Annotated in this window: 22 protein-coding genes; 10 read left to right on the plus strand and 12 right to left on the minus strand. The window is 58.4% G+C overall.

The features are described 5' to 3' along the window. Positions 1-125: 125 nt before the first annotated feature. Both VG146_16475 and VG146_16480 read left to right on the plus strand, forming a co-directional pair. The gene (locus tag VG146_16475) at positions 126-872 is read left to right on the plus strand and encodes an ERCC4 domain-containing protein (protein HEV2393949.1); all 747 of its coding nucleotides are present in this window, start codon (positions 126-128) and stop codon (positions 870-872) included. Further along, complete coding sequence (locus tag VG146_16480) at positions 857-2461, plus strand: serine hydrolase (GenBank protein ID HEV2393950.1); 1605 nt, start codon at positions 857-859, stop codon at positions 2459-2461. Before VG146_16475 ends, VG146_16480 begins: the two co-directional genes overlap by 16 nt. 34 nt (positions 2462-2495) lie before the next feature. On the opposite strand, the gene VG146_16485 is transcribed toward VG146_16480, so the two are convergent. Continuing rightward, on the minus strand, positions 2496-2933 hold the full coding sequence (locus tag VG146_16485; protein HEV2393951.1) for a DoxX family protein: 438 nt from the start codon (positions 2931-2933) through the stop codon (positions 2496-2498). 173 nt (positions 2934-3106) lie between these two features. Between VG146_16485 and VG146_16490 the strand changes: the two genes are divergently transcribed. The 3 genes from VG146_16490 (at position 3107) to VG146_16500 (ending at position 6578) form a co-directional block, all read left to right on the plus strand. Beyond that, a complete protein-coding gene (locus VG146_16490; GenBank protein HEV2393952.1) occupies positions 3107-3493 on the plus strand; it encodes a hypothetical protein in 387 nt (128 codons plus the stop codon). A 94-nt stretch (positions 3494-3587) separates the two neighbouring features. After that, positions 3588-5378, plus strand: a complete 1791-nt coding sequence (locus VG146_16495) for a hypothetical protein (GenBank protein HEV2393953.1) — start codon at positions 3588-3590, stop codon at positions 5376-5378. Between the two features lie 276 nt (positions 5379-5654). Then, a complete protein-coding gene (locus tag VG146_16500) occupies positions 5655-6578 on the plus strand; it encodes a DUF6807 family protein (GenBank protein ID HEV2393954.1) in 924 nt (307 codons plus the stop codon). 8 nt (positions 6579-6586) lie between these two features. Here the strand turns inward: VG146_16500 and VG146_16505 are convergent, their stop codons facing one another. The 4 genes from VG146_16505 to VG146_16520 form a co-directional block, all read right to left on the minus strand. After that, positions 6587-6895: a Cyclin D1-binding domain-containing protein gene (locus VG146_16505; protein ID HEV2393955.1), complete on the minus strand. Its 309-nt coding sequence runs from the start codon at positions 6893-6895 to the stop codon at positions 6587-6589. Positions 6896-7101: 206 nt separating this feature from the next. Continuing rightward, complete coding sequence (locus VG146_16510) at positions 7102-7527, minus strand: TIM barrel protein (GenBank protein ID HEV2393956.1); 426 nt, start codon at positions 7525-7527, stop codon at positions 7102-7104. Then, positions 7527-7979: a hypothetical protein gene (locus tag VG146_16515; protein ID HEV2393957.1), complete on the minus strand. Its 453-nt coding sequence runs from the start codon at positions 7977-7979 to the stop codon at positions 7527-7529. Before VG146_16515 ends, VG146_16510 begins: the two co-directional genes overlap by 1 nt. Positions 7980-8050: 71 nt before the next feature. Beyond that, positions 8051-8791, minus strand: a complete 741-nt coding sequence (locus VG146_16520; GenBank protein ID HEV2393958.1) for a cytidylate kinase-like family protein — start codon at positions 8789-8791, stop codon at positions 8051-8053. A gap of 301 nt (positions 8792-9092) precedes the next feature. Here VG146_16520 and VG146_16525 point away from each other — a divergent pair, with 301 nt between their 5' ends. Further along, positions 9093-9569, plus strand: coding sequence for an OsmC family protein (locus VG146_16525; GenBank protein ID HEV2393959.1), 477 nt, complete (start codon positions 9093-9095; stop codon positions 9567-9569). An 18-nt stretch (positions 9570-9587) separates the two neighbouring features. After that, positions 9588-10031, plus strand: a complete 444-nt coding sequence (locus VG146_16530) for a DUF5069 domain-containing protein (protein HEV2393960.1) — start codon at positions 9588-9590, stop codon at positions 10029-10031. A gap of 27 nt (positions 10032-10058) precedes the next feature. Here VG146_16530 and VG146_16535 read toward each other — a convergent pair whose 3' ends face one another. Beyond that, positions 10059-11207, minus strand: a complete 1149-nt coding sequence (locus VG146_16535) for an alcohol dehydrogenase catalytic domain-containing protein (protein HEV2393961.1) — start codon at positions 11205-11207, stop codon at positions 10059-10061. A gap of 112 nt (positions 11208-11319) precedes the next feature. Here VG146_16535 and VG146_16540 point away from each other — a divergent pair, with 112 nt between their 5' ends. Together VG146_16540 and VG146_16545 are read left to right on the plus strand one after the other, a co-directional pair. Further along, complete coding sequence (locus tag VG146_16540; GenBank protein ID HEV2393962.1) at positions 11320-13656, plus strand: oligopeptide transporter, OPT family; 2337 nt, start codon at positions 11320-11322, stop codon at positions 13654-13656. A gap of 26 nt (positions 13657-13682) precedes the next feature. Further along, positions 13683-14309 (plus strand): aquaporin, encoded by a 627-nt coding sequence (locus VG146_16545; protein HEV2393963.1) that lies wholly within the window; start codon positions 13683-13685, stop codon positions 14307-14309. Between the two features lie 245 nt (positions 14310-14554). Here VG146_16545 and VG146_16550 read toward each other — a convergent pair whose 3' ends face one another. The 5 genes from VG146_16550 to VG146_16570 form a co-directional block, all read right to left on the minus strand. Further along, positions 14555-15850 (minus strand): folylpolyglutamate synthase/dihydrofolate synthase family protein, encoded by a 1296-nt coding sequence (locus tag VG146_16550; protein HEV2393964.1) that lies wholly within the window; start codon positions 15848-15850, stop codon positions 14555-14557. A gap of 20 nt (positions 15851-15870) precedes the next feature. Further along, on the minus strand, positions 15871-17490 hold the full coding sequence (locus VG146_16555) for a CTP synthase (GenBank protein HEV2393965.1): 1620 nt from the start codon (positions 17488-17490) through the stop codon (positions 15871-15873). A gap of 3 nt (positions 17491-17493) precedes the next feature. Then, positions 17494-18249 carry a 3-deoxy-manno-octulosonate cytidylyltransferase gene (gene kdsB / locus VG146_16560; GenBank protein HEV2393966.1) on the minus strand — a complete coding sequence of 252 codons (756 nt, stop codon included), beginning with the start codon at positions 18247-18249 and terminating at the stop codon, positions 17494-17496. Between the two features lie 260 nt (positions 18250-18509). Next, on the minus strand, positions 18510-18743 hold the full coding sequence (locus tag VG146_16565; protein HEV2393967.1) for a hypothetical protein: 234 nt from the start codon (positions 18741-18743) through the stop codon (positions 18510-18512). Positions 18744-19003: 260 nt separating this feature from the next. Beyond that, the gene (locus VG146_16570; GenBank protein HEV2393968.1) at positions 19004-19933 is read right to left on the minus strand and encodes an MBL fold metallo-hydrolase; all 930 of its coding nucleotides are present in this window, start codon (positions 19931-19933) and stop codon (positions 19004-19006) included. A gap of 49 nt (positions 19934-19982) precedes the next feature. Here VG146_16570 and VG146_16575 point away from each other — a divergent pair, with 49 nt between their 5' ends. Beyond that, on the plus strand, positions 19983-20531 hold the full coding sequence (locus VG146_16575; GenBank protein ID HEV2393969.1) for a gamma carbonic anhydrase family protein: 549 nt from the start codon (positions 19983-19985) through the stop codon (positions 20529-20531). 69 nt (positions 20532-20600) lie between these two features. On the opposite strand, the gene VG146_16580 is transcribed toward VG146_16575, so the two are convergent. Further along, positions 20601-23579 carry a two-component regulator propeller domain-containing protein gene (locus VG146_16580; GenBank protein ID HEV2393970.1) on the minus strand — a complete coding sequence of 993 codons (2979 nt, stop codon included), beginning with the start codon at positions 23577-23579 and terminating at the stop codon, positions 20601-20603. Between the last annotated feature and the right edge of the window lie 117 nt (positions 23580-23696).

The following is a 23696-nucleotide window of genomic DNA, read 5'->3' on the forward strand; positions in this document are numbered from 1 at the left end:
TTACCGTGGCCTCGCGGGCCTAAACCCATCATTCGCTTCAAAACCTCTGGTCTTCGCTAATCGGCGCGCCGCGGGTTTTGACTTCGGATTTGCTCGCACAAGAGCATTGCGGTTTAATTGAAACGATGAAACCGCAGGACAGTCCTGCTTTGGTCCCGATCCGCATCGTGGCCGACGACCGCGAAGAGGGCAGCCCCGTGCCCGCGGCGCTCCGGCAATTCCCCGAGGTGGAATTGCGCTTCGACCGGCTGAAAATCGGAGATTATATCGTGAACGGCACTTGCCTTTTCGAACGCAAAACGGTGGCGGACTTTGCGGCTTCGATCGCTGATGGGCGGCTATTCCAACAGGCGCAAAAACTGGCCCGCACACACGAGCCGGCGGCCATTATTCTGGAGGGCCGCTTCTCGGATTTGGGAGCCGTTCGGATGCGCCGTGAGGCGCTTCAAGGAGCCATGGTATCGTTGAGCCTTGTTTTTCATCTCCCTGTGCTGCGCGCGTTGGAGGCCTCTGAAAGCGCCCGCTTGATGCTCTACGCCGCGCACCAGTTGCGCCGCCACGAGGGGGCCGCAGGCTGGCGGCACCTCCGGCGTCCCAAGCGCAAACACCGAATCCAATTGCAGATACTTCAAGGATTGCCAGGTATCGGTCCCGAGCGGGCCGGCCAACTGTTGGAAAGTTTCGGCAGCGTGGAAGCGGTGATGCGCGCCAGCCTGGACCAGCTTGAGCAGATAGAAGGAATCGGCTCGAAAACGGCCCAAGGGATTCGTGAGGTCCTGCAGGAACCGGCGGCGCTTTACCACACAAAAACCGAACGAGAGACTGGAACTCTAATGCCAGGCTATCCAGCCCTTTTATGCACAAAACTATGACCTCCCATCGCAGAACATTCCTGAAACAACTGGGCCTTGGAACGGCCATCGCTTTCTGGGTTCCTGCCTTTCGCTATGCCAGGGGCGCTCAGATTACAAACACGGACCGGCTGCCCCGCAGCGCGCCTGAAGAGCAGGGCGTTTCATCGGCTGGGATATTGGCATTCCTGGATGCTGTAGCTGCCAGCAAACACGAGTTCCACGGCTTCATGATGCTCCGCCACGGCCATGTCGTCGCCGAAGGGTGGTGGTCTCCTTACCGTGCCAGCGCCAATCACATGCTCTATTCGCTCAGCAAAAGCTTTACCTCGACGGCGGTCGGATTCGCCGTTACGGAAGGCCGCCTGAAAGTCGAGGACAAGGTGACGCAGTTTTTCCCGGATGATCTACCCGAAAGAATCAGTGAAAACCTGGCGGCGTTGCGCGTCAAACATCTGCTCACCATGTCGGTCGGCCATGCGCACGATTCGACGGGTCCAATCCGGGAGCAGGAGAACTGGGTGAGGGCCTTTCTTGCGTTGCCCATCCAGAACCCGCCCGGCACCGCGTTCCTCTATAATAGCGGCGCCAGTTATATGCTTTCGGGTATCGTTCAAAAGGTGACCGGCCAGAAGGTGCTGGATTATTTGAGGCCGCGCTTATTCGAGCCGCTTGGTATTGATGGAATGACGTGGGAAACCTGCCCTCGAGGCATCAACACGGGGGGTTGGGGTCTGAGCATTCAAACGGAAGGGCTGGCCAGGTTCGGGCAGTTCTACTTGCAGAAAGGGCTTTGGAATCAAAAGCAGTTTTTGCCCGCAGCCTGGATCGCGGAGGCGACCACATTTAAAATCCAACAACCGGCGCCTGACCTCGAGCGGATGAAACGCCAAAGCGACTGGCATCAGGGTTACTGCTATCAGTTCTGGCGTTGCCGGCATAAGGCCTTTCGCGGCGATGGCGCCTTCGGGCAGTTTACTATCGTGATGCCCGAGCAGGACGCGGTTGTCGTAATTACCAGCGAAACTCCTGACATGCAGGGGGAGCTAAACCTCGTTTGGGACCATTTGCTGCCCGCGATGAAGGAGGGCGCCCTGGCCACCGACGCTCCATTACAGGGCAGCTTGAAGCAAAGACTTTCCACGCTTGCCTTATTGCCGCCCCGGGCGCAAGGCTCTTCGCCGGTGGCTTCAAAAGTCTCCGGCAAGCAATTCAAACTGAAGAAAAACAGCCTCCAGGCCAACAATGTATCATTTGAATTTCAGGAGACCGGTTGCGTTTTCAGCCTGACGGACGACAAAGGCATCTACCCCATTCGCTGCGGCATCGAGCGATGGAGCGAAGGGGAAACGGCCATGCCCGGCACCCCTCCAACGCTTACCAACAGCACCACGGGATTAGGGACGAAGGTGGCTGCCAGCGGGACATGGAAGGACGACAATACCTTTGAAATGACCTGGCGCTATTACGAGACTCCTCACCACGACACGGTCACGTGCCGGTTCCAGGGAGATGATGTTCGAGTCGAGTTTCTGAACAGCATCACGCGGATGTCGAGCAGTCACCAGGAGAGACGCCCAGCCTTAGAAGGGATTTACGCTGGTTTGTAGGGATTCTCGTTCCCATCTGCGGTTCAAAACGCGCTCAGCTTTTGCCAGCGCCAACCTTAAACAAAGCCTTATCGGCTGAAATCGCTCCCGGGCCGGCAATCATGAGGGCTAGGAATCCTGCCAGGTAAATGAAGGCCAGTTCCCCGCTATGATTGCCACTCAAGGCGCCTCTATGTACGGCAAAGAAAGCCACGGCCATCTCGAAAGCGAGCACCAGGCCGGCGAATCGAGTTACCAGGCCGACGACTAGCAATCCCGCGGCCACAACCTCGGCGAATATCACCAGCACTAAACTGCCCAGGTGGCCCAATCCAAGTGTGTCCGGAAACCCTCCGGAAAGCGTATGGAAGCCAACGACCTTGCTGATCCCATGGTTCAGCAGAATCGTGGCGCCCAACCAAATCCTTAGAATCAACAAAGCCAGGTTTGTGTAAAACGAATGGGTTCCAGGAGCGAATATTTTTTTAAACATAATTGGTAGCTGTTGCCGGGCAGGATTGCTTGTTCGTCAATTTTTGACAAGCCGATGCTTGGCCCCTTGACTGCGCCTATGAGGGCTTCGGCGGCAGGCAGCGCGTCATGGCCGGCTCCATTGAAGAGCCTTTCTTTTTCCATAGGTAGGGATTATCTTGCTTCCCAACAAATATGGATATTTTGCTGGTATTCACGATTTGTGTGCCGGGTGTCTTGCTTGGGCTGTTGGTGATCGCCTACCTTCGGATGGCCAGGAATATTGGCCCAGAGCGCCGGGACGAAGCGCCAACGGGGAAAACCGAATCCGATGACGAAACGCCAGGAGAAACCTCGCCGGAGTTCGTGCATAGCGGTTTTAATACCAGTGCTGTCGCGCCCCGGATTAGCAAACTCCGCAAGAATTATCTCCATGAACTTCAGGGCCGCCCCAATTTGTGTCCACGCCAGAAGCGCTTGACCGCCCGGGCGCGGCAGGCCCTCGGGCACTTCGCCTTTTTCCAGCGGCGGCCCTCGGCACCTGAGCCGGATGGCCCTCACATTACGTGCCTGACAAAGTAGCGCCGGCACCCTTTTTCTTTAAGCGGCGGGGCGGAAGAGATTGTGCGCGACACTTCCTTACGGCGCCGGCGGTTGCGAGGGGGGATAAAAAGGGATGGAAAAACCGGGCCGTATCGAGGAAATTAGCCCGATGGCGCTGACACAGCATGTGGCGGAGACAACCGCCTCGGCCGAAGAAATCCAAAAAGGATGGCACGAGTTGGTGTTGCGCGTTGGCCAACTGGAGGCCGAACGGAGCGCCCTTGAACAGGAAAACAAAAGCCTGCGCGCACTCATCGAGAGGGTCATCGAGCACCGGCAGAAATCGCACAGTGAATTGATCCTGCTGCTGACTTCGCTGGTGAGCAAACTGCCCATTAACGATGTCGGCATCATTGTCTCGAGATTAGTTGAGCACAACACCCATGTGGGAGACTTTCTCTCGGCCATCGGCAAAGGAGCAGCCGATGGGGAATTGCCAAAGCCAGCGGTGCTCAAGACACTGGAGGACACTCGTCGCGACCTGGCAGCGGCCTTGAAGCCGGTGATTGACGAGTTGATACGCCTCGATTCGCCTATCGAAAAGGAACTCCTCCAGGCCCTTCCATCAAACCCCGAGCTGTTCTTCTCACCACGTTTCATCCGGGCCAACCGTTGTTTCATTAAAGGCCAGGTCGCACGGGAACGGATTGCAAAGGAGTATGGGGAAAAGGCTTTGATTTTTTTCAATGACCTGACCACGGATACCAGGCTTAACCCGAACCCCAAACGCGACGAAATTGTATTGGGTTTCAAGAGTGATTTCGAAACCCTGCTGCAGCAGCAGGGTTCCATCATCCCTGAGAAAAGCCAGGCACTGCTGTCTTTGTATCACTGTGTTCAGCGGAGCAAAGCATCGACCGACCAAGCGCGCGCGCAAAGGAGCGCGTTCCAAAAGCTCTCATTCCTGGTTGAACTGCTCCACTTCTACGACCATCAGAACACGGAAGCGCCGGATGTCATTTTCGCCCAGCGTTTGCCCGCGCTCATCGAACAACTGGCTCTGAGCGGGCCGCAGGAGCCGCTGGATGAAAAACTGATAAATCAGGCTGAATCTCTGCTGGCCTTCGTCATCAGCCCCGACCATCGGCAGATGATTATCAATAACATCGGCAAAGGCGGCGGAACCGGCGGAACCCTGAAATATGTCTTTCGGCTGCGGGCTGAGCGAGTGCTCGAAGCCGACCAGACCATCACGGATTTTGTGCGGCATCTCATCCCACCATCGAGGCAGAAACCACCTGCTCCCGAAGAGGTGACCGCCATCTTGCGCCTGCTAAGCCCCGAGATGCAGCGGGTGGTCGTCAGGGGGATTATGTCCTCTGACCGGATGCGCAAGGAACAGGCCGAGGCGCTGGGCCGGGCCATCGGCGAGCGGCTTGGTCTCAAGGCGCTGGACGAACCATTGAAAAGCGAGCTTGCCCTTCCGGCCGAAATGGAGAGGCAATTGGCCTGGGGACGCATCAAAGACCTCATCGCCCAGAGAACCGATGCGGGCACGGTGGCCGCCGCCATTCGCGAACGGCTAAATGCCCGGTATGATGCGGAGGAAATCCGCCAAAGCTGGATTACTCTCACTGAGGCCGATGCCATATCCCTGATTCGAATTATCTGCCATTTGCCTTACCTGGCTAATGGGAAGACCGATCCGATAGCCCGCACGGTCATCGATACGTATGTTACCCGGCTGACCCACGAAAAATATACCACCACCTATCACAAGGTAGTCAACAGCCTCCGCGGTATTTTTCACGTCAAGCCAGACAGCCCGACGCTATTAACCTTTTTGGCGCTCATCAGGTGGGTCAGCCCCGAGGCAGCCAATAAACTTTCAAGGGACATTGGAATGCCGCTGCCGGCGCAGTAAGTGGCTGTAAGCCGGCAACATGCAAAAAGAAACAGCAGGAAACGGAGGGAACGGAGATTTTTGAAGCACTTTTGCGGGCAACGGAGGCACAAACAGCCCCTCACCCTTCAGTGACCAGCCACAAGGATGCAAGACACAGTTTTGGCTTCCTGTTCACGCCTCCGTTTTCTCTCTTGTCTCCTGTTCAAGTTGATCGCTACGGCTAAGCCAATTTCGTTGCGTTTTGCCTTCGTTTCAGCGACGCTTTTGCCTGTGTTACGCTTAAATTGATTTTCGATGAATTCTAAATCCTTGCTCCCCATCCTGACACTGTTCCTGGCCGCTTCGGCGGTCGCCTCCACCGCAGCGGAACCCTCTTTCGAGTTTCGTGAGGTCAATGACTCGACCGGTCTGGAGCTCTTTGAAAACGGCAAACCGGTTTATGTCTATAACTATGGCATGATTCTTTCCCGCGGCGCGCCCGAGTCAATGCGACGCTCGTGTTATTTGCACCCGGTCTATGCGCCGGACGGCAAAACGGTTTTAACGGATGATTTCAATCCCGACCACCGCCATCACCGGGGCATTTTTTGGGCTTGGGAGGTAGTGACGGTCGGCGGCAAAACGGATGATGTGTGGACGGTCAAGGGTTTCCGCCAGAAATTCGTTCGATGGAAGGCGCGGGAAACGGCCGGTCCATTGGCCAGGCTGGCCGTCGAGAACGGCTGGTACGACGGCGACCGGAAATTCGTGAAAGAGGATGTCGATATTGTCACCCACCCGGAAACCAAGGGGCAACGTGTCATGGATTTTACACTGCGTTTCGAGGCGGTTGATCAGCCAGTGGTAATCGTCGGCACTCCGGATAGCAAAAAGGGCTATGGTGGATTTGCGTTTCGCACGGCGCCGCGAGATGGGGGTGCGGCGGGGACCATTATCCGAACCGATACGGGGATTTTGAAGAAGGACGGCGTGCTGTCACGGCATCCATGGGCCGAATTATCGGGCAGTTTCAATGGCCAGGAAGCTGGGGTCCGAATCGAGGATGACCCCTCGAATCCAGGCTATCCGCACAACGGCTGGCTCTTGCGCCACGGGTTTGCTCTGCTGAACGTGTCGTACCCTGGACTCGAACCGGTAACTCTCCAGCCCGGCAAGCCGCTCGTGCTCAAATATCGCGTTATTCTTTTCCTGGGCGACACTGCCGAACACCCCGCTTAGCTTCCCGGTTAGTCGTCCTTGCGATATTCTACTTCGCCGCAATTCTCCCAGCGGAAAATAATACGCTCCGGATTGATAATGATCAGCCGTCCAGGGATGAAACGCGGGCGGACGAATTCGTTTTCAGCAATCTGTCCTTTTCCGCGCAGGGTCCTGAGGTTTGCCTTCCAGGTGACCGCCCCCGCCGGCACGTAATCATCCCCGGTAATTTTGACTGCCTCGACTTCTTCGCCGTGCCGGTCAATGCGGATGACTTCATCGAAATGGCCGGGGTAGTGGCCGATCCACTCTCCTTGTAGCTCTATCGTCTCAACCATCTTTCTAACGTTATGCCGCGTCCGGCCCGCGGCAACTAGGTCTTTTGCCCAAAACTCCAGCGGCAGTTTGCCCTAAGCAGGGACCATGCAGACAGGAACAGGAGAAAACGGAGAAAACAGAGGTTTTCCAAAGCAGGGTGATGAATTGGCAGCAGTTCTGCGGGTCACCATGCCTAATCCTGGTGTGGTAGCCCTCTACCACCTTTTCAGAACCGTACCTGCTCCAAGTACCGCAGGCTTCGAGGGATCTGCTGCTCTGACCAAGGGGATTCATCCTCGATGAAGTACCACTTCACGCCGGCTTTTTGGGCTGCTTTCAGAATTGCGGGAATGTCCATCAGCCCGGTGCCGATGGCAGCGTCGTTCTTAACGTCTGTGGAACCGGTCAGCGCGCCTGTTTCTGTGCCTTTCCGCATATCCTTCAGATGGGCCAACTCCCAGCGCTTGCCATATTTATTGAGAAGTTTGACCGGGTCCTGCCCGGGGAACACGATCCAGAAAATATCCATTTCATAGCTCACGAGTTTGGGATCGGTTTGCGTTATGAGCAGGTCGAGCAATGTGCCCTGGTTATAAGGCTGAAACTCGTAGCCATGGACATGATAGAAGAACTTCAGCCCATGTTTGGCCATCACCTTGCCTGCATTGTTAAATACTTGAATGGCTTCACGGCGGTCTTCTCATCGAAATCGCCTGAATGCGGAATCCAGGCGCAGCCGGCGTATTTCAAGCCCAGGGCGTTGGCCTCTCGGGCCACCCCTTCAGCATCATCCCGGTAACGCTCGTAGGCGAAGTGGGCGCCGATGGGCTTAATGCCACGCGCGGCTAATTCCGACTTGAATTGTTCTGCCGAAAGACCGTAGGTGCCGGCCAGTTCGGCATATTTAATGTGCCAATTCTTGACCTCATCCAATGTGCTCGGAACATCCTTCTGAAACTGTGCGCGCAGGCTGTAAAGCTGCAGGCCAAGAGGACCCTTGAAACTGGGGCCAATGCCAGCCGCAGCCCGGGCCGCAGGGCCGCTATTAAAAAGGAGAAGCGCCGAAAAACCAGTGGAAAGCACGAGGGAGAAGTTCATTTTCATGGAACAGGAGTACAGAAAAACCCACCGGTTGGGAAGCAGAACCTCGTGAAGCGCAGGAGCGTTTAAGACCCTCACGCTCCCACGCTCCACGCTCCACGCTCCCACTGCCTTCCCGGCATCACCTGATCGGCAATGAGCCGGGCAGCCTGCTCGTAGGAAACCAAATCTGTATTGATGATCAGGTGGTAGAGCAATGGATCATCAATGTCTTTGCCGAAGTACTTTTTGAGGTAACGGCTCCGGCCAAGGTCTTCATTATAAACGAAGGCGCTGGCTTCCCTCTGGGTCAGTGATTCGAGGCGCTGGATGGTCCCAATCCGATTTTCCACCGAACCGACCAGGCGCACGTGGAAGACATAATCGAGTTTGCTCGTGATTACATTGGCTCCGCGCCCGATGAGAATCACATTCCCCGCATCGGCTAACCTGAGAATGGTTTCGGCGCTCTGGTGGACCAAGCTCCGGGAGGGCGGGTGCAGGCCGAAGAGTTCATCCATGGCATCGGTGACCTCGGAGATGCGGTCCTCCGGCATAAAGCGAGCCAGCCGGCTAGGCAGGTGATGCTCCTCGAGCACCTTTTCCACAAGATTCCGGTCAAAAACCGTCCAGGGGCTGCCGCCCTTGTGCCTGCGATCATCGAGCAACTCAATCAGCCGGGCGGCGACCGAGTGGCCACCTGCGCCGCTTTGGCGCGAAATGGTGATCGCGCGGAAATGTGTCTGGGTCTGATTAGCCGCCTCGGCGGTATGACGGGGCTGCAATTGGCAGTTGATAAACGTCAGGCATTGATCGAGTCCGATTTGAGGGTTCATAGGGAGTTCCTCCAGGAAGGTTTGCAGCGCCCTAGCAGGGAAGCGCAGCCTGGCATGAGGGATATGAGGTCTGGATTCCGGCGCCCGCCTGGCTGGTTCGGCTGGGCTGCGTCCAACGACCGGCCTATTAGCTCGACCCACTTCATATTCCGCCGATTCCCTTCAACCAAAATTACTCCGCGTCAAGGCGTGTTTCAATCCCTTGGCTGCGGAATTGATCCCGTCTAATGGCATCCATTACTTGCGCATCAGCCAGGTGTTCTGAACTTGTTATGCCGCCCCCGCCGGGCGATGCTCGGGTATGTCAGAACACAAAGCCATGATTAGCTGGAAACGCACCAGCCCTGATTTCCTCAAGGGCAAGTATTCCCGGGAGCACACCTGGAGCTTTGACGGCGGTCTGACGGTGCCGGCTTCAGCCGCACCCGCTGTAGTGCCGGCGCCTTATTCAAACCCGGCGCACGTCGATCCGGAGGAGGCCTTTGTAGCGGCGGTTTCGAGCTGCCACATGCTCACCTTTCTGTACCTGGCCTCGCGCCGGGGATTCCAGGTGGACAGCTATAAGGATGAGGCCATCGGGGCCATGGCAAAGAATGAAAAAGGCACTCCGTGGGTAAGCTTGATTAAACTCAATCCGATAATTGCCTATGGCGGCGAGAAAATGCCTGCGCCGGAGGATGAGCGCCGGCTTCATCACCTTGCCCACGAGCAATGCTATATCTCCAATTCCATAAAGACTGAGGTCCTTTTTGGGGAGGCCAAGAAAGAGGCCGCCTGACTATCTCGATCCATACCCGTGCAAACCGCCACTCAAAATGCCCTTCCCCGCAGCGCCTATGACCGTACCGGCGGCATTGTCTATTTTGCCCGGATGCTCGATAAGATTCGCCTTCGCGCGGCGGGTACTTTGCGTCGTGACTTTCATCCGAACCTCGGCTCCGGCTTTGATGGCCGCTGCTGCCGATTCCTTGGCATCGATTATTCGGCTTTGAGGGATCGCGTTTTGACGGGCGGCACGGACGACGAAATTCTGGCATGGTGCTTTGAGCATGGGACTCGTCCAACAAAAGAGCAGGTTCTGGTCTGGGACAAGTTCATGCTCAAGCGCGGCTGGAGGGACGAGGATGATGGCTCGACCCAGGAATTGGCACGCTACAAAGAATCCAGCGGCCTTGCCCATCGAAACGATATTCTCACCTTCTTCGATTATTACGAAGTTGATGAAGGCCGTAAGCTTTAGCCTCAGACTGGATTCTCAGCGGGGTTGTTACTGGCTTACCACGATTTTCAGGGACTCGGGGCCGGGCCTCGCTGCTCGTTCGATGGCAGCGGCTGTTTGTTCGAGGGGAAATTGGTGCGTAATCAGGCGGCGCACATCTAATTTCCGCGAAAAAACCAAGCGCGCGACAGCGGGTTGGAGGAGGAAATCCGCCGAATAACTGCCGATCAGGTCTTTTTCATCCACGCAGATCGTCGCCAGGTCCAGCGAGGATTTGTCACCCCGCCGGGTGTTCGAGAACAAAAGTACCTGGCCGCCGCCGCGAACAAGCTCTTGCGCCTGGGCCAGGGCGGCGGTCGAGGGGACGGCCATCACCGCAGCGTCCAAGCCGCAGCGGTGTGTGACCTTTTCGACCAATTCCGCCAAGCTCTTGGCTCCAGCCGAATGGCCTGGTGAATCGAATGCGGTCACGCCTTTGGATCTTCGGCTGGCTGGGATTTCCTGCACGCCGTTTCCTGGCCCACCCACAGGGAAACTCCACCGCGCGCCCAACTGGCGGGCCAATTTCAGGCGGGAATCCAATAGATCAGTAGCCAGCACACGGATGCCTTCCAAGGCCAATAAACGGGTAAACATGAGTCCAATGGGGCCCTGCCCGGCGACCAGGACAGTATCACCTGGGAGAAGAGCCAGTCGTCGCACTGCCTTGAGCACGGTATTGACTGGTTCGAGCATCGCTCCTTCCAGAAATGAATTGTTCCGGGGAATCTTGACCACTCCCGGCAACACAAAAGGCAGCACGCGCACGTATTCGGCATAACCGCCGCCCGCCGGCTCGAATCCCGCGGTGACGCCAGTCCGTTTGTACTGCGCGCATTGGGCAAAGGCCCGATGACGGCAGGCATGACAATCCAGACATGGCACGTGATGGTGCAGCGCCACCCGATCACCAACCCGAAATTTCTTTACCCGCGCCCCCGCCCGCACGATGGTCCCTGCCGTTTCGTGGCCGAAGATGCGCGGGGGCGCTACGGTGCCGTATTGGATTTTTTTAATGTCGGTTGGGCAAACGCCGCAGACGGCGACCCTGACGAGCAGTTCGTGCGGACCAATAGAAGGGACCAGGACCGTCTCGACTCGCAGGTCATTGGCGCCTCGATACACCACCGCGCGCATGGTTTTGGGAATCGTCAGCACGCCGGATGTTAAACTGCGCCCGCCAGCGAAGGAACTGTTTTTGGTGATTCTTCGTTGCTGCTGCTGGAATGCAGTTGCCCTGCGCGCTGCGGATCGAGTATCAAATTTTACAATGGCCGTTGAACTTCAACACTCCGAGGACCCCCCTGTTCCTGGCTCATTTATTCCACCACAGGCTCGCGTGCGCGAGTTGAGCTGGCGGGCGGCGATTCTGGGAACGCTGCTGGGAGTCGTGTTCGGCGCGTCCTCGCTCTACCTGGTTTTGAAGGTGGGGCTGACGGTGAGCGCCTCGATCCCCGTGGCCGTTATCTCGCTGACCCTATTCCGGCTCTGGTCGAAAACAGGCGGGAGCGACGCGACCATTTTGGAGAATAACATCGTTCAAACGGCCGGCTCTGCCGGGGAGTCGATAGCGTTTGGCCTTGGGGTAACGATGCCCGCCATCATGATTCTGGGCTTTGATCTCGAGATAGGGCGGGTGATGTTAGTTGGGCTGCTGGGCAGCCTGCTGGGCATTCTCATGATGATCCCGCTGCGCCGCGCCTTAATTGTCGCTCAACATGGCCAGCTTAAATATCCCGAGGGCACCGCCTGCGCTGAGGTGCTGAAGGCCGGGGCGGCTGGCCAATCCGTGGTGACCCCCAATGCCACCCCTTCCCCTCGGAATGAGGCCTCCGCCACCCTTCAACCAACTCCAGTGCTATCGCGTCCCGGTGGCTTGGGCGCGGCCACCATCTTCACTGGGTTCGGAGTGGGACTGCTGTATAAAAGCCTCATGTCCGCGTTTAAATTGTGGAAGGACACCCCTGAAAAAATCTTCGGCGCGCCTCTCAAAGGCGGCTCAATCGCTGCGGAGATATCCCCCGAACTGCTGGGCGTGGGCTACATCATCGGCCCTCGCATCGGCTCGATCATGATGGCTGGCGGCGTGCTCAGCGCCCTGTTGCTGACTCCGCTGATTGTTTTCTTTGGCCAGGGACTGCCAGGCGCGCTACCACCGGGGCAAACCCCTATCGCCCTCATGAGCCCGGATGAAATCCGCGGCGCTTATATCCTCTATATCGGAGCAGGGGCAGTCGCCGCTGGGGGGATCATCAGCTTGCTGCGTTCGCTGCCCATTATCTGGCGCGGGATGCGGTCCGGGTTAGCTGATTTTAGAGGGGCTGCCTCTGCAACCACAGCGGTGCTGCGCACCGACCGGGACTTGTCCATGAAACTGGTCGGTATTGGCGTTGTCTCGCTCATTATCGCCATCCGCGCCGCGCCCTCCCTTCACATGAATTGGTTTGGGGCGCTCCTCATCGTCGTGTTCGGTTTTCTTTTTGTCACGGTTTCCTCGCGACTCACCGGTGAGATTGGCTCCTCTTCCAATCCCATTTCGGGGATGACGGTTGCGACGCTGCTGCTGACGTGCCTGTGCTTCTTAATCGCCGGCTGGACAGGCGGCGCCTATTACGTCACGGCCCTTTCGGTGGGCGGCATCGTCTGCGTGGCTGCCTCGAACGCGGGCGCAACCTCGCAGGACCTAAAAACAGGGTTCCTGGTGGGGGCCACCCCCAAGTATCAGCAGATTGCAATTATGATCGGGGCCGCCGCCAGCGCGCTGCTCCTGGGGCCGATTCTACTGTTGTTGAACAATACAGCTACTGTTTATGTTCCGGCGGCGCAAGTCGCGCCCGGTTTGCGCGCCCCGGCTGACGCGCAGTTGGCCGGCCCCGAACGATTGCGCGGACCGCAGGCCGGCGAGGATACGAGGCCCTACCGCGTTTGGCAGAAAACGGATAATGCCGGCGGACCGCCTGGCAGGTATCTGGTGAATGATTCCGGCGCTGCGGTCTGGCTGGTTGATCCCGGCATCAACGGGAGTTTCAAGAAACGGCCCGATGGCACCGAGGTGACGAAGTTCGATGCGCCCAAGGCAACGCTGATGAGTTACATCATCAAAGGGATGCTGGACCGGAAACTTCCCTGGGGCCTGGTGCTGTTTGGAATCATGAGCGCCGTCGTTCTGGAATTGTGCGGCGTCTCTTCGCTCGCCTTTGCCGTGGGCGTGTACCTGCCCATTTCCTCCTCTGCTCCCATTTTTGCAGGGGGATTGGTGCGCTGGCTGGTCGATAATCGGCGAAGACATGAATTGCGCGAGCACCATCTCGACGAGGCCCAACTAGCCGCCGAGAGCGATAAAAGCCCGGGCGTCTTGCTGGCCAGTGGTTACATCGCCGGCGGGGCCATCACAGGCATTATCATTGCCATCTTAGCCGGCGGATTTGAAAAAGTGGATACCGCCTTGACAAATTGGGCCGAAGCGCATAACCCGCTTTATAGCGGACCCAACTCCGACTGGCTGGCGCTGATACCGTTCATGCTCCTTGTGACACTTCTCTATTTAGTTGGCACAGGGGTTTTGCTGGCGGGAACACGTGGCAAACCGCTGGACGAAGTCTCGTAAAATGCCGCACACTCACTGAGGCAACAATGAATAAATACATTACAGAATTCATCGGCACCTTCTTTTTGGTTTTAACTGTCGGCTGCTGCGTCGTGATAGGCGGGGCAGGGGTAATCGCTCCGCTGGGCATCGGCTCGATCCTCATGGTGATGATTTACGCCGGGGGGCACATTTCTGGCGGCCATTACAACCCGGCCGTCACGTTGGGAGTCTGGTACCGCGGGCGATGTCCCACACGGGACGTTGTGCCCTACTGGCTCGCCCAGTTTTTGGCGGCTGTAATTGCCTCCTTGGCGCTCAATTATCTGCGCGGCGAGGCCGTGGCCAAACCGATGGTCCTCCGGGCCGGGCCGGCGCTTCTTGCGGAGTTTCTCTTCACGTTCGCGCTGGTGTATGTTGTTATCAACACCGCCACAGCCAAGGCAAACGCCGGCAATTCGTTTTATGGGCTTGCCATCGGGTTCACGGTGCTCTCGGGCGCGTTTGCGGTAGGCAGCATTTCGAGCGCCGCGTTCAATCCCGCAGTGGCCCTGGGGATTTCAATGATGGGCCTGTCGTCGTGGGCCAATCTTTGGATTTATCTCCTGGCGAATTTTAGTGGCGGATTGGTTGCGGGGATTGTGTTTAAGTTCCTGAATAAATCAGATAATTAGTAACCCGTCACGCCCGGAGAGGCGAGTTCCGCGAGCCTCCGCATTTCTGCGCAACAAGACCGAGCGCGGCCTGGTGGAACTTGGCCCTCCCATGTTGCTGCGTTGCGTCTGAGCCAAAGGGCTTGCAGCCCGGCCTTTCGAGCGGCGCGTACGTCCGTCTCCAGGCTGTCGCCAAATCTGGCTGCCGCTTCCAGGAAGATGCCCGGGGGCAGGCTTCCAATAACCCGTTTCGCAGGAGATAACAATCACCTCAGATTCCACTCATTGAGACCGCGCTCATTCTTTGGACCGACTGGCGAAAGGTGCAGCAGCTCCATTGCCTCTCCAATGAGATAAAGGGAACCCGCGATAGCGACGAACCGCGCCTGGGCAAGGTTTTCCAATGCGGCGCTCAGGGCCGGATATTCGCCCACTGGGGCCTGGGGGTTGGCTCGGAGGCACACCTCGAGCATGCCGTGGGGTTCGGCCGTGCGCTCGCTATGGACCGGCACAAGCAGAATCCGGCCAGCCAGAGGCGCGAGGATTTCGCATATCCCTGCCCAGTCTTTGTCCCGCAAGATGCCCAGGATGAGAGCCGGTTTGGCTCCTGGAAAGTATTCCCGCAACCCCGCAGCCAAGCTCTCAGCCCCGCCGATATTATGCGCCCCGTCCAGCAGAACCCTTTGACCAGAATCCCTCTCGACCAATTGCAGCCGTCCCGGCCAATGAATGCGCTCCAGGCCGGCGCGGCTCGTGGCTTCGGCAATGGGAATGACCGGCGCCAGCGCGCGGACGGTCGCCAGCGCGACGGCGGCATTCATCTTTTGGTGTTCTCCCAAAAGACTTAATCGCAAGGTATCCAGGGGGGGCTTGTGGGCCGCCGAAGCTTCAACAACGGTGAGCGGCGCCTGGTTGCTTCGAGCGGCTTCAGCAATGACTTCGAGCGCTTCCGGCGCGGCGGCTCCGGTGATAACCGGAACGCCGGGTTTGATGATGCCCGCCTTTTCTGCGCCAATACTCGACAAGGTTTCACCAAGCCACTTCTGGTGGTCGTATTGGATATTGGTGATCACGCTGGCCAGAGGCGTCACGATATTGGTCGCGTCGAGCCGCCCGCCCAGGCCGGTCTCCCAGATGACCAGGTCGCAATTTTCGGCGGCGAAATAGCGCAAGGCCATGATGGTGACCACCTCGAAAAATGTGGGATGGTCCTCGGCCGCGCCTGTTTTCCCCCATTCCGTTTCGAGCAACGCGCGCATTTCAGCCACCAACCTTATGATGGCCGCTTCGGGAATAGGCCGCCTGTCGAACTGGATGCGCTCGCCGAAGGCAACCAGGTGCGGGGAGGTAAAGAGTCCCACGCGCAGCCCTGCCTTGCGGTAGATGCTCTCGAGCATCGCGCAGGTTGACCCCTTGCCGTTGGTGCCGGCCACATGAATGAACCGGAGTCTTTGTTGCGGATTGCCCGAAAGGGCAGCCAGCCTGAAGCTATTGGCGAGGCCGAACTTGGCGCCAAACCAGCGGAGGCTATACAGGAACTGGATGGCGTCTGGATAGGTCAGAGCTTAAAAAAACGGTTTGTTCAGATCGACCAGCTAAAGCCATGCGCCGAAGCGTGCGCCGCCGCGATGAAGCCCTTGAACAATGGGTGCGGTTGATGCGGTTTGCTGTGAAACTCAGGATGGAATTGCGAGGCGATGAAGAACGGATGCTTGGCCAGCTCGATGACCTCAACCAGCTTGCCGTCCGGTGTGAACCCGCTGAGGACAAAATCGGCCTTCTGGAAACGCTCGCGGTAAGTATTGTTGAATTCATAGCGATGGCGATGGCGCTCGTTGACCACGAACGCGCCGTAAAGCCGGGCCGCTTTGGTCCCCACCACCAATTGGCAAGGCTGCGCTCCCAGCCGCATCGTCCCCCCTTTCTTCGTTACTCGGGTTTGGTCGTCCAGCATCGCAATGACCGGATGCGGCGTATTGGGATCGAACTCCGTTGAATGCGCCTTGGGCAATTTCAACACGTTCCGGGCAAATTCAATTGTGGCGATTTGCATTCCCAGGCAAAGGCCAAGGTAGGGGACGTTGTGTTCGCGTGCGTAACGCGCGGCGAGGATTTTGCCCTCGATGCCCCGCTCACCGAAGCCCCCTGGAACGAGGACGCCGCCCAGGCCCTTGAGGACCTTATCAGCCCCTTCGCGTTCGATGATTTCGGCATCTACCTTCTGGATTTCCACCCCGCAATCGTTGGCCACCCCGCCATGGATAATCGCTTCATAGACCGATTTATAGGCATCCTGCAGCTCGATGTATTTGCCTACCACCCCGATGCGCACCCGGTTCTGCGGAGCAATGATCTTGCGCAGAATCTCCTGCCAATGCGCCATGTTGGGGACCGGGGTGTCCAGGTGCAACTGGTGGCAGACCAGGTCATCGACCCGCTCACGCTGAAGCATCAGGGGCACTTCATAGATGCTGTGGTCCACGTCCTTTTCCTCGACCACCGCCTCGTAAGGCACGTTGCAGAATAGGGAAATCTTTTGGCGCAAATCTTTGTCCAACGGCCGCTCGCAGCGGCATACCAGGATATGGGGCGTAATGCCGATTTCGCGCAATTTGGCAACCGATTGCTGGGTCGGCTTGGTCTTTAGTTCCCCGGCGGCTTTGATGAAGGGAACGTAGGTGACGTGAACGAACATGGCATTGTGAGTGCCCACTTCCAAGGCGAATTCCCGGATGGCCTCCAGAAAAGGCAGGCCCTCGATGTCTCCGGTTGTGCCGCCAATCTCGGTAATGACAACATCGGCCTTGGTCTGTTCGGCCAAAAGTTGGATGCGGTTTTGGATTTCGTTGGTGACATGCGGAATCACCTGCACCGTTTTGCCCAGGTACTTCCCTTCACGCTCATTATTCAGTACCGTTTGGTACACCTGCCCGCTGGTGAGGTTGTTCAGACGGGTTAACTTGCAGTTGGTAAACCGCTCGTAATGGCCTAAGTCGAGGTCTGTCTCGGCCCCATCGTCCAGAACGTACACCTCGCCGTGCTGGTAAGGGTTCATGGTGCCCGGATCGACGTTCAGGTAGGGATCGAACTTTTGCAGGGTCACCTTCAGACCGCGGTTCTCGAGCAAGGTGCCCAGCGACGCCGCCGTCAGCCCCTTGCCCAGGGAACTCACCACCCCTCCGGTTACAAAGATATATTTCATAGGCTAAATCACACCCGCCAGGCGCGCCCTCAGCAATTGTTCGACACGTATGATATCGGCGGGGACATCCACCCCAACGCTGTCATACTCGACAGTGATCACGGCGATTGAAATGCCGTTCTCGAGTGCGCGCAATTGTTCGAGCTTCTCCGCCGTTTCGAGCGGCGAGACCGGCATGCGCACCAGGCGCAGCAAGGTTTCCCGCCGGTAACCATAAATCCCCAAGTGCTTCAAAAATGGAAACGCCGCCAACTGTTCGTCCACCGAACGACTGGCGGCCTCGCGCAGATACGGAACCGTACGCCGCGAAAAGTATAGGGCCTGGCCGGCGGCATTGACAACGACTTTTACGACGTTGGGATTGTCGTATTCTTGCGGGTTTCGCAGGGGTGTGGCGGCGGTGGACATCTGGGCGTTTGCCAGCGCGTGGGCCACGCCGTCTATCACGGCGGGGTCGAGCAACGGTTCATCTCCCTGGATGTTCACGACGGCGTCGCAAGAAAGCCCGGCGGCAACCTCCGCAACCCGGTCCGTCCCGCTCGGGTGGCTGGCTCCCGTCATGGCCACCCGGCAAAGCCTCTGCGCCATGGCGGCTATGCGCTGATCATCGGTGGCGACAATGACTTCGGCCAGGGTTTTGGCCTGCCGGCAGCGCTCGACCACATGTTCCAGCAAAGGCCTGCCGGCAATCAGCGCCAATGGTTTGCCTGGGAAACGGCTCGACCCATACCGGACCGGGATAATGCCAACCACATTCATGGGCCCGCATTGTCATCCGCGCGGGAGAGAATTGCACGGAGGAAAAGGGGCTTTAGAGCCTGTTTTAAAATTGCGTGGAGTCCTGCGGCGAGGGATTTTTGGCCGGGGCCGAGGCAGCGAGGCCCGAGCATCCCGAAGCGGGCTGTAAGGGCCGAGCCAACGAAGGCCCCGGCCAAAAGACCCGCCGCCCAGAGGGGTTTCGAGCACGAGCACGAGGCGAGGACGAAAACGAAGGGGCGCGCGCGCCTCAATTCAATTGCTTACGCGGCCTTGCCCTGCAACTTGTAGCTGAGGGTATTGTAATAGCGGCGTTTGAGGCCGCGCTTCTTCCTCTGGCGCTCGCGCGCTTTGACCAAATGCTTCACACACCGCGACCCTTCGGCCGCAGGTTGGCCGCATTCGGTGCAGCGCTTGTCGCGCTGCATGCGTAATTGATACTTGCGCTGCCGGGATATCGGCATGTCCGTAAACTCATCCACAATTCTGTGTCTCATGGCAATAAGGCACGATTAGCACAGGAGGCAAATAAAGTCAATCTATTTCATTTTCTTTTGGGAATTCTTTTCCGTAGGAATTCGTTTTGATCAGAGCCGCCTCACCTCACGGCCCATGACGCAGTCGCTGGGGGTGAGGAAGGCCGGGATGGTGGGAACGCTGATGAACGCTGATGGGAGCGGAGGGGTTCAAGGCAGAGACGGTAAGACGCAGAGGTGTGAGGGGGGGGTGCATTTGAGAGAGGTCGTCGGGGCCCGGCTCAAAAGACCTGAGGCACGCCTTCTTCGAGGATTTTGACTTTTTTCGTCAGTCCCTGCTCCTGGGCCAATTGCCACAGCCAGCGGGGCGGCTCGTCAATATCTTCGAAGCTGAGGCGGAAACTTCCGTAATGCATCGGAATGAGCCAGCGGGCTCGCAATTCGCGGAACACTTGGATGGCTTCATCGGGTCCCATGTGCAGATGGCGGAAGGAAGCGGGGTGATAAGCCCCAATCGGGAGCAAGGCGATCTCGGGTCGGGTATTTTTGCCGATGTCTTTAAAGCCATCGAAATAGGCGCTGTCGCCGGCGTGATAAATGCGCCGGCCCTGGTGTTCGAGCACAAAGCCGCCGTAGCCCCGGTAACAATCCCGCAGCACGCGCGCACCCCAATGTTTCGAGGGCGTCAGGGTCACCTTCAAATCCCGATGCGAGAAACTCTCCCACCAGTCCAGCTCGACCACCCGGCCAAAGCCCAGATTGTAGGCCAGGTCCCCGACGCCCCAGGGCATGATGCCGATTTTGGGGTGGGGCAACCGCCGCAGGGTGGGCTTGTGGAAATGATCGAAATGAGCGTGGGTAAGCAGGACCACATCGATGGGGGGCAGATGTTCGATGCGCAGCCCGGAACGTTTGATGCGCTTGAGCAGGAAGAGCCAATTGGCGAAATTGGGGTCGATGAGTATGTTCAAATCCGTGAACTGCACCAGGAATGACGCGTGGCCTATCCAGGTCAACGCCACCTGGCCCCGGCTGAGCTTGGGGAAGGCCGGACGCTTGTGCTGGCCGGTGCGCCGGGTGAGCAACGCCTTCCAGACCATTTCATGAAAAAAGGTGCGCGGATTGAAATGCTTGGCCGGCGTGAAATCTTTGAACGAGCGCGGCAAGGGTTGGCGCACAGTCGGCGGCCGGTATGGCGTCGGTTTGTTCATTACGAAATCAATGTACCCGCATTTCACGTCCAATAAAATCTAAACCTTTATGGAACAGCTTAATAAACAACTGGACACTTTCTTGCGCCGCCGCCCGACCCTGGGACAGAACGTGTTTATCGCAACCGGCGCGGTTGTCAGCGGCGATGTCACTCTTGGAGATGGTTCGAGCGTTTGGCACAATGCCGTCTTGCGCGGGGACATCAATCGCATCGTCATTGGCCATCATTCCAACATCCAGGATAATTGTGTGATGCACGTCGCCGACGACTACCCTTGCGTTGTGGGCGATTACGTCACGGTCGGCCACAGCGCTATCCTGCACGCGTGCGCGGTGGGCAACGAAGCGCTCATTGGGATGGGCTCGACCATCCTGGACGGCGCGGTTATCGGCGAGCAGTGCATCATCGGGGCGCGGGCGCTCGTTACGCAGGGCGCGCGCATTCCTGCCGGCTCGCTCGTGCTGGGCGTGCCAGGGCAGGTGGTACGGCCCTTGAGCGAGTCGGAGCGGGCGAGCCTGCGGGGAATGGCGGAGAAATATGTGCAGTCCGCAGCCTATTATATTGAACATGGGATCATGCGGAAAGGGGCGGGCTGATGGAACCGTGAGTCGCAGAGAGATGCGATGAGGAAAGGGTAACTGCGCAACGCTGGAGCTTATCGAGCTTTATCCATCCGCAGGCCAAGGCAAGCGCAGCAGGATGACAGTGCCGGCGCCGGGTTGGCTCTGGACACGGCATTCCCCGCCTATGTCGGCGAGGCGCTGGCGCATGTTGCGCAGGCCATCCGCCAGCGCATCGTCGGGCGCGCCTGCGAACCCGCGGCCATTATCCTCGATGCTCACTTCGAGCGCCTCGGCCCCGACTCGCGCGCGGAACCAGACCTCGTTGGCCTGAGCGTGTTTGACGATATTGTTAAGAGCCTCTTTGATCGCCAGAAAGAGGTTGTGGCGCAGGTCGGTGGACAACTGGCGCGCCGGGGTCTGCTCAGGCAGTTCCAACCGGCAGCGGATACCGGCCAGACGCAGGTAGTCCAACGCGAATTGGGCGGCATAATCTATCAAGTGCGCCAGCGTGTCATTGCGCGGGTTGACGGCCCAGACAATCTCATCCAACGACCGGATGGCCTGCCGGGCAGTCGCCGAGATTCGGCCAACTCGTTCGGCCGATTTGTCCGGCTCGGCGCGGTCCTGTTGGGCGAGTTCGCCCAACAGGGCGATCTGGGTCAGGTTGGCGCCCAAATCGTCATGGATGTCTTTGGCGATACGGGCGCGTTCCTTGTGGAGGGCGGCTTGTTGTTCGAGCAGGCGCAGTTGTTCATGCAATCGGCGGAACGAGACGTAGCGCACTGTGGCGACCAGCATCAGACTCAAGGCCGCCAAAAGGGCGACTCGGAACCACCAGGTCTGCCAGAGAAATGGGGCCACGATAAGCTGCAGGTTCGCCCCGGATTGGGGCCAAACGCCAGAGGGGTTGCAGGCAATCACCTGGAAGCGGTATTTCCCGGCAGGCAGGCGTGAATAACTCGCGCTGCGGGTGACGCCCGACTCGCGCCAATCTTCATCGAGTCCTCCCAGCCTGTAGCGGAACTGGATATTCTGCGGGTCAGTGAACCCGAGAGCGGCAAATTCGAATTCAATCCGGCGGTGCCCCGGCGCCAGGCGAAGCGGAGCCACGGCTTTGCGCAAATCTGACACAGGGGCCAAAGGCGGCAGTACGCCGGTATCGGCGGCAACAAGCCGGCCATCGATGACCACTCGGTCTAACAAAACCGGAGGCGGGTCTCTTTGCTCGACCAATTGACTCGGGTCCACCATCGCCAGGGCAGTCTGCATAGGAATCCACAGATGACCGTCCTGACTGCACAGAACATCAGGTGAATCGCCAAAATTTCCCTGCAAGCTGAGCATCCCCTGGCCCCTCCCGTAGTGTGTCGAATGCACCCGGCTCGAACGGCCTTCAGCGACGGCTTCCAAGCTATCCTGACGCACCGCGAAAATGCCACGGTCGGCGCCGAACCAAAGCCACCCGTGCCCATCGGAAATAATGTGAGAGATATAATTATCGAATAACCCCTGTTCGGTGCTGATTTCCGCATAATGACCCGCCTTCAAGCGTCCGATGCCCCAGCCGGCATAGCCAATCCACAAAGCGCCGTCCGGGGTTGCATACAAACAACGAATCGACGCCAGGTCCTGCGGCGGCCGCGGCGTCGCCACGGCCAGTTGATCTCCGCGAATCCGGAACAGGACCCCCTTGGAGGTGCCTGCCCAAACCGTGCCCGCCGCATCTTCTACCATCGCGCGGACAACCCTGCAGTCCTGTGGGATGTCGAACGTAGTAAACTGGCCCGCGCGGAGGCGTTGAATGGCTTGTGGCGATTCCTCGCCAATCCACAAATCGCCCGAATGACTAACCACCAGCGTATGCAGCGTTTGTCCTCGGAGACCCTTTGGGTCTCCCCACTCAACGAAATGATCATCCTGCCAGCAAAATAATCCCCGTCGCGTGCCAATCCATACTGGCCCGTTTGGGTCAGCCGCCACACAGGTCACATCGGTCGGCGCATTCTGTCCGCCACGCATCTCGTGCCATTGTCCGGCCACGCGTCGGGCCAAAAGGCCATTCTTTGTGGCCGCCCAAATCGTTCCCTGAGCATCCTGGCAAATCGATTGAACCGCAGCGAAGGGCAACCCTTCCTCCGAACCCTGCAGTTCGACGGCCCGGCGCCGGATGCGGTTAAGCCCGCCGCCGCCTGTGCCCACCCAAAGATTGCCTTCGCGATCTTCAGTGAGGCCGAGGATTTCCTTGTGTGTGGTGCGGATAGATTCAAAACCGGTCTTATCGTAGCGGAATAGACCGCTGAACGAGGTGCCGATCCACACGGCGCCCGCATGGTCCTCGATCAAAACATTGGGTGTCGTTCCGGCAACTTCCGGTGTCAGCCCGCCGCAGTCCTGCGCTTGACCGTCCTCACGAATGTGGAACAACCGCGCCCCCGCGCAGAGCCACACTCCTCCGCTGCGGGCAGCAGCCAGGCGCGCCGGCTCAGGAGCAAAGCGGTGAAGGGTTTGGAATTGCGAGCCACAGACCATCCCGACCTGGCCCGATTTGGCAAACCAGATGCGTCCCTTTTTGTCGGCGGCCAAGGCGCAAATTCCCGTCCCTTCGGGCAAGCCGTTGGTGAGGCCGAGATTCGTGACGACGCCGTTTTGCAGGCGCGCCACCGCACCCCCGTGGTATCCGATCCAAAGCGCGCCTTCGGCGTCCTGTGCTGTCGAACTGGGGATAGCCTCGGGAAGGCCCCGAGTGAAGGCCTGCGTTTGACGGCCGTTCAGCCACACCACCGCGCCCCGGTCCATGGCCAGCCACAAGCCTTCTTTCTTATCGAGCAGCATGGCCAAGGTCCCCCGGTTGGGAGGCGCCACGAAATTCGTTGGAGAAAAGTCCTCGAACCGAACGCCGTCGAAGCGGACCAGGCCGCTGGGGGTGCCTAACCAAAGGTAACCGTCGGGTGTTTGTGCAAGGCCCATGACGGTATTGTTTGGCAGGCCGTCCTCAGATTGCCACGAGCGGGCAAACCAGGCGGATTTCGGGGCCCCAAGGATAGAGCACATCGCTAGGGACAAAACCCCGCCTGTCAGCATTACCCTCAAAGCCCGGCAACCAAGCGCGTTGGGCACGCAGCCAGTTTATCAATTCTTATCGCAGCGGCAAGACAAGGGAATCGAAGGGGCCACGGGCGCCGGTGCTAATGACAGAGT

This window comes from Verrucomicrobiia bacterium (assembly GCA_035946615.1).
In the GTDB taxonomy this organism is placed as follows: domain Bacteria; phylum Verrucomicrobiota; class Verrucomicrobiia; order Limisphaerales; family UBA8199; genus DASYZB01.

Coding starts and splice junctions, on each gene's coding strand:
- VG146_16475 (HEV2393949.1), top strand. CDS start 126: ATGAAACCGCAGGACAGTCCTGCTTTGGTCCCGATCCGCATCGTGGCC.
- VG146_16480 (HEV2393950.1), top strand. CDS start 857: ATGCACAAAACTATGACCTCCCATCGCAGAACATTCCTGAAACAACTG.
- VG146_16485 (HEV2393951.1), bottom strand. CDS start 2,933: ATGTTTAAAAAAATATTCGCTCCTGGAACCCATTCGTTTTACACAAAC.
- VG146_16490 (HEV2393952.1), top strand. CDS start 3,107: ATGGATATTTTGCTGGTATTCACGATTTGTGTGCCGGGTGTCTTGCTT.
- VG146_16495 (HEV2393953.1), top strand. CDS start 3,588: ATGGAAAAACCGGGCCGTATCGAGGAAATTAGCCCGATGGCGCTGACA.
- VG146_16500 (HEV2393954.1), top strand. CDS start 5,655: ATGAATTCTAAATCCTTGCTCCCCATCCTGACACTGTTCCTGGCCGCT.
- VG146_16505 (HEV2393955.1), bottom strand. CDS start 6,895: ATGGTTGAGACGATAGAGCTACAAGGAGAGTGGATCGGCCACTACCCC.
- VG146_16510 (HEV2393956.1), bottom strand. CDS start 7,527: ATGGCCAAACATGGGCTGAAGTTCTTCTATCATGTCCATGGCTACGAG.
- VG146_16515 (HEV2393957.1), bottom strand. CDS start 7,979: ATGAAAATGAACTTCTCCCTCGTGCTTTCCACTGGTTTTTCGGCGCTT.
- VG146_16520 (HEV2393958.1), bottom strand. CDS start 8,791: ATGAACCCTCAAATCGGACTCGATCAATGCCTGACGTTTATCAACTGC.
- VG146_16525 (HEV2393959.1), top strand. CDS start 9,093: ATGTCAGAACACAAAGCCATGATTAGCTGGAAACGCACCAGCCCTGAT.
- VG146_16540 (HEV2393962.1), top strand. CDS start 11,320: ATGGCCGTTGAACTTCAACACTCCGAGGACCCCCCTGTTCCTGGCTCA.
- VG146_16545 (HEV2393963.1), top strand. CDS start 13,683: ATGAATAAATACATTACAGAATTCATCGGCACCTTCTTTTTGGTTTTA.
- VG146_16555 (HEV2393965.1), bottom strand. CDS start 17,490: ATGAAATATATCTTTGTAACCGGAGGGGTGGTGAGTTCCCTGGGCAAG.
- kdsB (HEV2393966.1), bottom strand. CDS start 18,249: ATGAATGTGGTTGGCATTATCCCGGTCCGGTATGGGTCGAGCCGTTTC.
- VG146_16565 (HEV2393967.1), bottom strand. CDS start 18,743: ATGAGACACAGAATTGTGGATGAGTTTACGGACATGCCGATATCCCGG.
- VG146_16570 (HEV2393968.1), bottom strand. CDS start 19,933: ATGAACAAACCGACGCCATACCGGCCGCCGACTGTGCGCCAACCCTTG.
- VG146_16575 (HEV2393969.1), top strand. CDS start 19,983: ATGGAACAGCTTAATAAACAACTGGACACTTTCTTGCGCCGCCGCCCG.
- VG146_16580 (HEV2393970.1), bottom strand. CDS start 23,579: ATGCTGACAGGCGGGGTTTTGTCCCTAGCGATGTGCTCTATCCTTGGG.